General features: G+C 54.0%; 10 protein-coding genes and 1 tRNA gene. 7 read left to right on the plus strand and 4 right to left on the minus strand.

Going from position 1 to position 11,798, the window contains the following annotated elements:
* Positions 1 to 23: 23 nt before the first annotated feature.
* Positions 24 to 362 carry a P-II family nitrogen regulator gene (locus TH25_RS04530; protein ID WP_007091888.1) on the minus strand — a complete coding sequence of 113 codons (339 nt, stop codon included), beginning with the start codon at positions 360 to 362 and terminating at the stop codon, positions 24 to 26.
* A gap of 494 nt (positions 363 to 856) precedes the next feature.
* Between TH25_RS04530 and TH25_RS04535 the strand changes: the two genes are divergently transcribed.
* Complete coding sequence (locus TH25_RS04535; RefSeq protein WP_114087230.1) at positions 857 to 2,023, plus strand: aminotransferase; 1,167 nt, start codon at positions 857 to 859, stop codon at positions 2,021 to 2,023.
* A gap of 90 nt (positions 2,024 to 2,113) precedes the next feature.
* Here the strand turns inward: TH25_RS04535 and TH25_RS04540 are convergent, their stop codons facing one another.
* The gene (locus TH25_RS04540; protein WP_114087261.1) at positions 2,114 to 3,118 is read right to left on the minus strand and encodes a Gfo/Idh/MocA family protein; all 1,005 of its coding nucleotides are present in this window, start codon (positions 3,116 to 3,118) and stop codon (positions 2,114 to 2,116) included.
* Between the two features lie 306 nt (positions 3,119 to 3,424).
* Between TH25_RS04540 and TH25_RS04545 the strand changes: the two genes are divergently transcribed.
* A tRNA-His gene (locus TH25_RS04545) sits at positions 3,425 to 3,501 on the plus strand.
* Between the two features lie 179 nt (positions 3,502 to 3,680).
* Complete coding sequence (gene pyrC / locus TH25_RS04550) at positions 3,681 to 4,727, plus strand: dihydroorotase (protein WP_114087231.1); 1,047 nt, start codon at positions 3,681 to 3,683, stop codon at positions 4,725 to 4,727.
* A gap of 92 nt (positions 4,728 to 4,819) precedes the next feature.
* Here pyrC and TH25_RS04555 read toward each other — a convergent pair whose 3' ends face one another.
* Both TH25_RS04555 and TH25_RS04560 read right to left on the minus strand, forming a co-directional pair.
* A complete protein-coding gene (locus TH25_RS04555) occupies positions 4,820 to 5,695 on the minus strand; it encodes a putative metalloprotease CJM1_0395 family protein (RefSeq protein WP_258549029.1) in 876 nt (291 codons plus the stop codon).
* A gap of 320 nt (positions 5,696 to 6,015) precedes the next feature.
* The gene (locus TH25_RS04560) at positions 6,016 to 6,249 is read right to left on the minus strand and encodes a hypothetical protein (RefSeq protein ID WP_147252987.1); all 234 of its coding nucleotides are present in this window, start codon (positions 6,247 to 6,249) and stop codon (positions 6,016 to 6,018) included.
* A gap of 307 nt (positions 6,250 to 6,556) precedes the next feature.
* On the opposite strand from TH25_RS04560, the gene TH25_RS04565 reads away from it, so the two are divergent.
* From TH25_RS04565 to TH25_RS04580, 4 genes are all read left to right on the plus strand, one after another.
* Entirely contained in the window at positions 6,557 to 7,483 is a 927-nt protein-coding gene (locus tag TH25_RS04565) for a DMT family transporter (protein ID WP_114087233.1), read from the plus strand.
* Positions 7,484 to 7,639: 156 nt separating this feature from the next.
* Entirely contained in the window at positions 7,640 to 10,447 is a 2,808-nt protein-coding gene (gene gyrA, locus TH25_RS04570) for a DNA gyrase subunit A (RefSeq protein WP_258549030.1), read from the plus strand.
* Positions 10,448 to 10,461: 14 nt separating this feature from the next.
* Positions 10,462 to 10,989, plus strand: a complete 528-nt coding sequence (coaD, locus tag TH25_RS04575; RefSeq protein ID WP_114087234.1) for a pantetheine-phosphate adenylyltransferase — start codon at positions 10,462 to 10,464, stop codon at positions 10,987 to 10,989.
* A 66-nt stretch (positions 10,990 to 11,055) separates the two neighbouring features.
* Complete coding sequence (locus TH25_RS04580) at positions 11,056 to 11,586, plus strand: peptidylprolyl isomerase (RefSeq protein WP_114087263.1); 531 nt, start codon at positions 11,056 to 11,058, stop codon at positions 11,584 to 11,586.
* Positions 11,587 to 11,798 lie beyond the last annotated feature (212 nt).

An 11,798-nucleotide genomic window follows, 5' to 3' on the forward strand; every position in this document is an offset into this window, starting at 1 on the left:
GCAAACAGGAGTAAAATGACCGATCAGATCGCGTCATTGCCCCGTTCGCCCGTACGGATACGGATCGCGTCCTCAAGCGAGGATACGAAAATTTTACCATCGCCGATCCGGCCGGTATGGGCGGCCTGCTGGATTGCCTCGATTGCACGCTCGACCAGCGTGTCTTCGACAACAATCTCAAGCTTCACCTTCGGCAGGAAATCGACCACATATTCAGCGCCACGGTAAAGTTCCGTGTGGCCTTTTTGACGGCCAAAGCCCTTGGCTTCGGTAACGGTAATCCCTTTAAGGCCGATCTCCTGAAGGGCCTCCTTAACCTCGTCAAGCTTGAACGGCTTGATGATGGCTTCAATCTTTTTCATTAAGCGCCCTCTGCTTTTTGCGAGAGTTGCGATGAACTCGGTCAATATGGTTAGCACGGCGCGTGCCAGTTTCAAGCTACCGCTGCCGAGTGGCGATATTCTAGGGAGTCTTATGATGAAAACCTAGCAAAACCCATCGGTTAACCGAGAATTTTTGTAATTTTGTGGCTATAATTTGAGCAGTTTGCATAAATAATATGCAATTTTATGATGTTGGAACGGGCAGTCGGTAAATTTATAACATCAGTATCTGCCAGATGCCTATTTCCCTGTGCAGAACGGGCAACGACGTTTCGATATTTGGCTGGTCGATTCTATTTGCACGGGTGCACGGAGAGCCTTGCGCCGTTTTATTGTCGATTGTGACGCGCGATGCTGGTCATTGGCGTGTCATCGTGGCAGAAACGTATGAATAAACATGGATATGCGTTCCCGTTACAAAAAGTCGACCGGAACGCATGCAAACCAGAATCAGGTAAAAAGGACGGTTCACGATGTCGGATTTCATAGGCAATCCACTGTTTGCATCGGGCGGCATTACGATTTTCGAGGTGATGAGTGGGCTTGCGCGCAAACACAATGCCATCAATTTGGGGCAGGGTGCACCCGATACCGATGGCCCGGCAGATATTCGCCAGGCGGCCGCCGATGCGACAATGAACATGTCCAACCAGTATCCGTCGATGATGGGTATTCCCGAGCTGCGTGAAGCCGTTGCCCGTCACAATAAGCGGTTTTATGACCTTGATATTGATGCCGATCGCGAAGTGATGGTGACAGCAGGCGCGACCGAGGCCCTGGCAAATGCCATTCTCGGGCTGGTCGCGCCGGGCGACGAGGTTGTCCTGATCGAGCCGCTTTATGACAGTTATCTGCCGATTGTGAAACTGGCGGGCGGTATTCCCAAGCTGGTGCGGGTTACACCGCCCCATTGGGAGTTGCCGCGGGATGAGCTGGCGGCGGCCTTTTCGGATAAAACCAAACTGGTGTTGATCAATTCGCCGATGAATCCCTGCTCCAAGGTTTTTAGCGATGACGAACTGGGTTTTCTGGCAGAGCTTGTGAAACGCCATGATGCCTATGCCCTGTGTGACGAGGTTTACGAACATCTGGTGTTTGATGGCCGCAAGCATCATCCGCTAATGACCTTTCCCGGGATGCGGGATCGCTGCGTGCGTATTGGCTCTGCGGGCAAAACCTTTTCGCTGACCGGCTGGAAGGTGGGCTATATCACGGCCTGTGCGAAATTGCTGGAGCCGATCTCGAAAGCGCACCAATATCTGGTTTTTACAACACCGCCCAATTTGCAATATGGCGTGGCCTATGGCCTTAATCAGGATGACAGCTATTTTAACGGCTTTACCGCCGTTATGGAGAACAAGCGCGATTACCTGATGAAAGGATTGCGCGAGGTGGGTTTTGATGTGCTCGATTCCCAGGGTACTTATTTCATTACCTGCGATTTTCGGCCATTGGGTTTTGAGGGCGATGACGAGGCCTTTTGTCAGTATCTGATCGAAAAGGTCGGGGTGGTCGCCATCCCCGTTTCGGCCTTTTATCAACAGGGTGATGTGCGCCATTTTGTTCGTTTTTGCTTCTGCAAGCGCGAAGCCATTATGGAAGAGGCGATAGAGCGGATGAAAAAGGTTTTTGCCGCCTGATTATTCAGCCTTTTGAAAAAAGTAAGGACATCGCGAAATGGGCGATGTCCTTTTTTAATTCAGGGGTCGATCAGGTGTGTTTTGCGGCTGTTATTTGTGATCGACCATTTCCCAGCTTCCGGTACGGGCAGAGCGGGCAAGGCTGTCGAGAATTTTCATATTGTTGATCGCATCTTCGATCGGATAATCGACCTCAATGCTGCCATTGAAGATCGCCGTCGCGTTTTCGCCCTGCAGGGTATACTGGTTGCAAACCGGGAAGGAAATTTCGCGGGCTTCGTCAAAACTGGGCTGTTTTTGGGTGCCAACACGTATGACGGCGGGGTTTTCCGGCACCGGGTTATAGGGCATGACAATTTCGATACGGCCTTCGGTGCCCAGGATATGCACGCGCTGCACGGCGGCAGACTGGGTGCCACAGACAAAGCTGGCCTGAACGCCGCTGCCAAAATCGAGCAGGCCGGAAACCAGCCGGTCGGTGCCAAATTTCGGGTCTTTATCCATCAGCGAGACAACGCGCACCGGATCACGCCCGGTAATGTAGCGCGGGCCGATCACGCAATAACAGCCAATATCAAGCAATCCGCCGCCGCCAATGTCCTTTTTATTGCGCACATCGGCCGGGTTGGTGTTGTGATAGGTGAAAATGCTTTGAATGGTGGTTAATTCGCCAATCTGGCCGCTGCTAACCAGTTCCCGGGCGTGCTGCCATTGCGGGTGGTGACGCACCATAAAGGCTTCCAGCACCTGTTTGCCGCTTTTAGTGCGTGCTTCGATCAGGCGTTCGGCATCTTCGGTGTTCAGGCCGATGGGTTTTTCACAGAGAACGTGTTTTCCGGCTTCAAGCGCCTTGATGGTCCATTCAACATGCAAATGGTTGGGCAGCGGGTTGTAAACGGCTTCAATCGATGGATCGGCCAGTAATTCTTCATAAGAACCATAGGCGCGTGGAATGCGCAAATTTTCGGCGACCTCGCGGGTTTTTTCAAGGTCACGGCCGGCAATGGCCCGAATTTCCAGCTTGTCGCTTTGCTGCATTGCCGGAATGACTTTTGCCGTTCCAATATTGGCTGTGCTGATCACGCCCCACTTCATCGGATTCTCCGTTTTTTCTTTCGGCCTGCATATGATGATGAACTCGGAATATGCCGGATTCATGATATCGCGCTGATTTAATTGTTTCCATTTTGTCCTGACGCAAGAGAAATATGCGAATGAAAAATCGCCAGCCTGGTTTGATGCAGGAAAAAAGGCAAAGAATAACGTTGGAAAATCGCGGTGATTTGCGGGTTCAGGGGCAGGTGAGGGCCAGATATGAAAAAAAGTCGAAATCTCCGCTTGACGTACCATGCCCGCGGCGATAAAAACCGCGCCACACGATGGCGGTAACGCCAAATGATGGCGGGTGTAGCTCAGTCGGTTAGAGCACCAGATTGTGGCTCTGGGGGCCGTGGGTTCAAATCCCATCACTCGCCCCATTGTGAAAAGGTCAGGCTTAACAGCCTGGCCTTTTGTCTTTTGCGGCATATGACCGTTAAAATGCCTGTTGGTCGATGTTTATAATTCCCAAAAAAAACGTCATCTGGTACTGAGCAACCACGCATTGCCCGCTGGCCTTGCCGGTTGCGCCTGAATCTGATGTCCGAGGAGGTTTTTTATGTCGTCCCATCGCATTACCATCCATCGCCCGGATGACTGGCACCTTCATTTGCGTGATGGCGACATGCTGCGCGCGGTTCTGCCCGAAACCAGCGCCCATTTCGCCCGCGCCATTATTATGCCCAATCTGGTGCCGCCGGTTCTGACCAGGGCCGATGCCATCGCCTATCGCAACCGCATTGTTGATGCGCTTCCTGCCGGTCATGATTTTAGCCCGCTGATGACCCTGTATCTGACCGAGGGGACCGACCCGGACGATGTTGAGGCAGCCTATAAGGAAGGTGTTATCAGCGCGCTAAAACTTTATCCTGCCGGGGCAACCACCAATTCCGCCAGTGGGGTGCGCGACTTTGAAAAGGCGATGCCGGTGCTCGAACGTATGGCGGCATTGGGTATTCCGCTTTGCGTGCATGGTGAAGTGACCGACCCTGATATTGATATTTTCGACCGTGAAGCGGTGTTCATTGACCGTATTTTGGCCCCGCTGCGCAAGCGTCTGCCTGAATTGCGCATTATTATGGAACACATCACCACGCAGGATGGTGTCGATTTTGTCAAATCTAATGACACCAATGTTGGCGCGACGATCACGACCCATCATTTGATCATTAACCGCAACGCCATTCTGGTTGGCGGGATCCACCCGCATATGTATTGCCTGCCGGTGGCAAAGCGCGAAAAGCACCGTTTGGCCTTGCGCGCGGCAGCTACCTCGGGGGATGCCCGTTTCTTCCTGGGGACCGATTCCGCCCCGCATACCGATGATCGCAAGGAAAGTGCCTGTGGCTGTGCCGGTATTTTTACCGCCAATAATACCGTCCAGTTGCTGGCACATGTTTTTGAAGAAGAGGGGGCCCTTGACAAGCTGGAGGCCTTTGCCTCGCTGAATGGCCCGGCTTTTTATGGTTTGCCGGTCAATGACGCCAAAATTACCCTGGAAAAGCGCGATGTCCCGGCCAGCTTTGCCGACAAGATTAACACCAAAGACGGCCTGGTAACGGTGTTTAACCCCGGCTTTGACGTTTACTGGCATTACGCGAAATAGGCTGTCAGTACGTTATTGTGACATGACATTAAAGCGTCTGTTGTGGCAGGCGCTTTTTTCGTTGCGGGCTGGGGGTAGGGGCAGCGGCAGATTTATGCAACCAGCCCGGCAGATTTTGGTTGTTGCTGGCTGAACATCATGGCTGTTGTCTGATTATAAGATTTACTGGCTGCCTGTTGCTGCTGGCTGAGAATATGGCTGATATTGCCAGAGGCCCCTTTGTGGGCGGCAAAATCGGCCGTGGACGTGCCAACAGATGCCGCACGGCCAATGGCGGCCTGGTTGGCAATCGCCTGGATGCCTTCAAGGCCCTGTAGCGGCATGATCGATACATGCCCGCTGGTGGCGTAAAGCCGCCCGTCCGGTCCCACGGAGTAATCATAACTGATCATGCCCGCATTGGCACCCGCAAGGGCCTTGTGGCTGTTTTCTTCGGCGCGAACGGCGGCATCGCGGTCTTGCAGGCGACGGACCTGTTCCTGTGCGCCGGTACTCAGGGTGTCGGGGGCACCATCCGGGGAATCGGCGGTCGCTGGCGCGGGGCTGGCATTGGCATTTTCTTTGCTGCCAGGCAAATCAATGTCCACCGTCGATCCGCCGCCCGGAAGGCTTCTGGGATCTACCTGCTGGATAACTGTAACCGATGCGGCTGAAATGGGTGCGGCAGGGCGGGAGGCGCCGGGTGCAGGCATTGCGGCCTGGTCAGAAGAGACGCTGCCGGGTTCGGCATTGCCTGATAGCGATGGGGCAGAGCGGTTTGTCGCGGGGGAAGGCGCGGTTTTGCTTGCTGATGTGTCCAACGGAACCAGCGATATCGCCGCCATTTGGCGTTCCAGCAGGGCAGCCGGGGACGATCCTCCGTTAGAGGCTCCCGCGTTGTTGGCGCTGGCAAGGCCGTTCATGGCGATAACTTCGCCAAGCCGACCGCCGCTACCCGGTATGGTTTGAATACTGCCAATTGCTGTCATGGTGCCAATAGTATAGCAAAATCGCGGGTTGATGCCAGCATTTGTCGATGGTCAATGTCAGATAGGTTGCACTTGTTCCAGTGTAGTCGGGAGTGGATGGAAGGTGCTGGTATTGGGGGATGGCTTTTTGTGACTTTCGCGGCGATGCAAAACGCCAGGCAGTAAAATTTCAGGTTGAAGAGCGCGTTGGAAATCCCGGTTGCGGCGGGTAAATGCAATTGACAATGGTTTAAACGCGATTGCGACCCTGCAAGCCGGTATCGGCGAGGGTCGCAATCGGGAAATCGGATTTTACGGTCGGTCCGTTAGGGAACAGTCATTCACGCCGCTGTTTTGGGGGCGTTTATATGAACCGACTGTTGTGTCCAGCTTTTAAGGGGCTGCTGTGTACGATGCCGTGCCAGGCGAGGTGCATTTGTTTCGCGGGCAGAGGCGACCCGAGCCAGCGTTTTGCGAATGTCTTTTTCAGTGATGCGGTCATAGGCCATGAGTGTCCGGACAATCGGATCGGCCAACATTTCGTCAATGCTCAGTTCGTGATCGACATAACTCATTTTGTTGCTCGCTTCGTTTTTTTGTCGTGGATACAGCTTAACGCAATTGCAAATCATTATCAATAACTTGTTTACGCCGCTGTCCCTGATTATGTGCCAGGGTTATTCCGAACCTTCTGGTGCGATATGGCATGTCACCTGTGGGTGATGTTTGTATCTGAAGTTGTGTATCACATAAGAGGCATCTATTTAGTTGATCTTTCTCAAGATACTAGCTAACGCAAAGACCCAGAGGATGTTCCCGTCGCCCCGACGGGAAAACCAAAGCCATATGCACCAGAAATTATGGCGATAATAGGCGGGAAACATGTCACGTCCGGGAATGATTGATTACTTTTTATTGATATTGCTCGCCCTGATGTGGGGGAGCTCCTTTGCTTTTATCAAGCTCGGGGTCCATGCCTATTCACCGCTGGTGGTTGCCGCCGGGCGGATCACGCTGGGGGCTGTTGTTTTGTGGGGGATCGTGCTGCTGCGTCGCGGGGGCTTGCCCAAAGGGCGCCGGGCGTTGGGGGCAGCCTTTATGTGTGGCCTTTTGGGCAATGCCATTCCGTTTTTTCTGATCAGTATGGGTGAAACCCGCATTAACGCGGGCCTTGCGGCTGTTTTGATGTCGGTTGTGCCCTTAACCACGGTGATTTTGGGGCATCTTTTCACCGATGATGAAAAATTGACTGTCGGCAAGGTTATGGGGCTTGTTTTGGGGACATGCGGGGTTGTGGTGCTGGTCGGCCCCGAAACCCTGTCAGGCCTGGGCGGGGATTTGCCCTATCAATTGGCGGTTCTGACGGCAGCGGTGTGTTATGCCGTGTCGTCTTTGGTGGCGCGTCATTTGCGCGATCAGCCCAGGGCCGGGTCGGCTGCCCTGATTCTGACCTTTGCTTCCCTGACCATTTCGCCAGTTGCCCTGTTGGTTGACCGGCCCTGGACCATGACATGGTCGGCACAGGGCGCGCTGGCGATTGCCTATCTGGGGGCCGTGCCCACGGGGCTTGCCATGTTTGTGTTGTTGGTGATGGTGGCGCGTACTGGTGCCGGGTTTTTGGCCTTCAACAATTATCTGGTGCCTGCGGTGGGGATTATTGTCAGCCTTGCCGTGCTGGGCGAGGTCCCGGCCCCCAGTACCCTGATTGCGATGGTGATTATTCTGGCCGGTATTGCGGTGGCGAACATTCGGTTCGGGGCGCGTGCGCGGGCGGTTGGTGCCGTGTCTGAACGCGCAAAAACGGACTGAAATATACAACCATTGCGATTTGCCCTAAAAGGCCTCCGTCATATGTTGTTTGTGGCGGTTAAACCTGATACTTTCCGCCCTCAATAGCTTGTTATGCGAAAGCAGGGCGGGCTGCATTGATTCCTTTTTGATTAAGCGTTTAAGAGGTTACGGCCTTTGTCCTCCGAAGTGTCAAACACTGCCAGCCGCGATATTTTCCCGGTATCGATCGAAAACGAAATGCGCCGCAGCTATCTCGATTACGCGATGAGCGTGATTGTCAGCCGTGCGCTGCCCGACGTCCGTGACGGTCTGAAGCCTGTTCATCGTCGTATTCTGTATTCCATGCAGGAAAACGGCTTTGACTGGAACAAGCCTTTCCGCAAATCGGCGCGTGTCGTTGGTGACGTCATGGGTAAATATCACCCGCATGGCGATAGCGCGATTTATGATGCGATGGTGCGCATGGCGCAGCATTTTTCCATGCGCCTGCCGCAAATTGACGGCCAGGGGAACTTTGGGTCGATGGATGGCGACAAGGCTGCCGCCATGCGTTACACCGAAGCCCGCCTGGCCAAGGCTGCGCATTACCTGCTCGATGATATCGACAAAGATACCATCGATTTTCGCGCCAACTATGACGAAACCACCAAGGAACCATCGGTTCTGCCCGCGCGCTATCCCAATATGCTGGTTAATGGTGCCGGTGGTATTGCCGTGGGGATGGCCACCAATATTCCGCCGCATAATCTGGGCGAAGTAATTGATGGCTGCATGGCGGTGATCGATAACCCCGATATTTCGGTTGAAGGCCTGATGGAATATGTCAGCGGGCCGGATTTTCCGACCGGCGGGCTTATTTTGGGGCGCTCGGGTATTCATTCCGCTTTCAAGACCGGCCGTGGCTCAGTTGTGATGCGCGCGCGTACCCATGTCGAGGAAATCCGTGCCAATCGCGATGCCATTATCGTGACCGAAGTTCCCTATCAGGTGAACAAGGCAACGCTTTTGGAAAAAATTGCCGATCTGGTGCGCGACAAAAAGCTGGAAGGCATTTCGGACCTGCGTGATGAATCGGACCGTTCCGGTGTGCGCATGGTGATCGAGCTCAAGCGCGATGCCGTTGCCGATGTTGTGCTGAACCAGCTTTTCCGCTTTACCGCCCTCCAGACCTCGTTTGGTGTGAACATGCTGGCCCTGAATCGGGGCAAGCCGGAATTGATGAACCTGAAAGAAATCATTCAGGCCTTTGTCGAATTCCGTGAAGAGGTCATCACGCGCCGGACCATTCACCTTTTGAAAAAGGCGCGGGATCGTGCGCATGTTGTTGTTGGTCTGGGAATCGCTGTTGCCAATATCGACGAGGTGATTCGCCTGATCCGCAATGCGGCCGACCCGACGGTGGCGCGCGAACAACTGATGTCAAAAAGCTGGCCGGCCGGCGATATTGTACCGCTGATCGAACTGATTGCCGATCCGCAGCAGGTGGCGTCGGATGATGGCAATTACCGGCTGTCCGAAGCCCAGGCCCGTGCGATTCTGGAACTGCGTCTGCATCGTTTGACCGGCCTGGAACGGGACAAAATCGCCGCTGAATTGACCGAATTGGGTGAGAAGATTAAGGACTTCCTTGATATTCTGGCCTCGCGCGAGCGCAAATTGATCATTCTGAAAGATGAATTGACCGAAATGCGCAACGAATTTGCCGATCCGCGCCGCACGGAAATCATCGAAGCCGAATTCGAGCATGACATTGAAGACCTGATTGCCCGCGAAGACATGGTCGTGACCGTGTCGCATTCGGGTTATATTCAGCGTGTGCCGCTTTCGACCTATCGGGCGCAGCGCCGGGGTGGCAAGGGGCGTTCGGGTATGGCAACCCGTGACGAGGATTTTGTCTCCAAGCTGTTCGTTGCTAATACCCATACGCCAGTGCTGTTTTTCAGCTCGCTGGGCATGGTCTATAAAATGAAGGTGTGGCGCCTGCCGCTGGGCACGCCGCAATCGCGCGGCAAGGCCCTGGTCAACCTTTTGCCGCTGTCCGAAGGTGAACATATCACCACCGTCCTGCCGCTTCCTGACGAGGAAGAATGGCCAAACCTGCACATCATGTTTGCGACATCGACAGGCAATGTCCGTCGCAACAGCCTTGCCGACTTTGTCAATGTCAAAGCCAACGGCAAGATTGCGATGAAGCTGGAAGAGGATCGGGGTGACAGCCTGATCGCGGTTCAGACCTGTACCGATGACGATGATATTTTCCTGACCACCCGTCAGGGTAAATGTATTCGTTTCCGGGTGGCGGATGTGCGCGTCTTTACCGGCCGTAATTCGGTTGGTGTGCGGGGTATTCGCCTGGCCGATGGTGACGAGGTTATCGCCATGTCGGTGCTGTGGGGCTCCCATGCGACGATGGAAGAACGCAGTGAATATCTGTCCATCGCCTCTAAGCTGCGTCGCGAGGAAATTCGTGCCGAAGATGGCCTGCCGCTCGAGATTCTGACCCAGGAACGCTATGACGAACTGCTTTCGGGGGATCAGCTTATTCTCTCTGTCACCGAAAATGGTTATGGCAAGCGGACCTCGGCCTATGAATATCGGGTGACCGGACGTGGCGGGCAGGGCTTTGCCAATATCGACATGTCCGAACGTAACGGCATGGTTGCGGCCTCCTTCGTGATCGAGGAAGGTGATGAATTGATGATGGTCACAAATGGTGGCAAAGTCATTCGTATGCCGACCCACGATATTCGTATTGCCGGGCGCAAGACACAGGGTGTGACCCTGTTCCGCACGGCCGAAGACGAACAGGTTGTCGCGGTTGAACGTCTTAACAACCTTGGTGACAGTGCCGAGGATGATGAGGTGGAAGACGGTGCCGAAGGTGCAGATGACAGTGTTGCAAAGCCGGAAGGTGATGCCGCTGTGAATGCCCGGGCCGATGATGGCGATGAAGGTGAAACCGATCCGTCCCTGACGGATTAACGGGATCCGGGGAAATGGTGAAAAAAACGATCGATCCTGACCGTATCGGCATTTACCCGGGAACCTTTGACCCTGTAACCCAGGGGCATATGGATATCATTCGCCGGGCAACCCGTATTGTGGACCATCTGATTGTCGGTGTGGCGATCAATGCGGGTAAAGGGCCTATGTTCTCGGTCGAGGAACGGTGCGAACTGGTACGCGAATCCCTGAAGGCGTCGGGCGGTGATGTTGCCGCCCGGACCGAGGTCAAGCCTTTCGGCTCGCTTTTAATGCACTTTGCTGAAGAAAACCGGTCCTCCGTTATTGTTCGCGGTTTGCGTGCCGTGTCGGATTTTGAATATGAGTTCCAGATGACGGGCATGAATGCGCGTCTGGCACCCAATATTGAAACCGTGTTTTTGATGGCGTCGGACAAACAGCAGTTTGTTTCGTCGCGTTTTGTTAAGGAAATTGCCCGGTTGGGTGGTTCCGTCACCGAATTTGTGCCAGCCCCTGTGTTGCAGGCTTTGCAGCAGAAACTGGCACAGGAAAAGGAATAGGTTGCTAGGGCCATGCGTCTGCTTCGGTTTCTTTCTCTTGTTATTATTGCTTTGGGAATCTTTACAATGTCGAACGGTGGAATCAACACGGCACAGGCTCAAACAACGGATGCTGCCGCGCTTGACCCTGAAAACACCCTTTATCTTGATCTGAAGGATGGCCGTGTCGTCATTCAGATGCGTCCTGATCTGGCACCCAAAACGGTTGCGCGAATCAAGGAACTGGTTCGGAGCGGTTTTTATGACGGGCTGGTGTTTCATCGCGTGATTGATGGCTTTATGGCTCAGACGGGCGATCCCAAAGGGGACGGTACCGGTGGTTCGGGCACCAAGTTGCCAGCCGAATTCTCCGATGCTCACCACGTGCGCGGTACTGTTTCAATGGCCCGTGCGGCTGACCCGAACAGTGCTGATTCGCAGTTCTTTATCTGTTTTGCCGATGCACCGCACCTGGATGGTCAATATACCATTTGGGGCCAGGTGGTTTCGGGCATGGAATATGTTGATAATATCAAAAAGGGTGCGCCCTGGGCCAATGGCCGCGTGGCAGACCCCGATCATATTGTGAAAATGCAGGTTGCTGCCGACGCACAATAAAGGCGAATTTGTTTGTGCAAATTCAATCGAAAACCGCTCTTTTCAGGGCGGTTTTCTGCTTTTTGGGCAAAAAACCCGGATATTGTGAAAAAACTGCCTTAAATCGGCAAATCAATGGTTGACCGGGTGGGGGCATGGCTTTAAAACGCCCGTCAACGCCGTGAGGGCCCGTAGCTCAGTTGGTAGAGCAACTGACTTTTAATCAGTTGGCC

The sequence above is a fragment of the Thalassospira profundimaris genome (genome assembly GCF_003326755.1).
Taxonomy (GTDB): Bacteria; Pseudomonadota; Alphaproteobacteria; order Rhodospirillales; family Thalassospiraceae; genus Thalassospira; species Thalassospira profundimaris_B.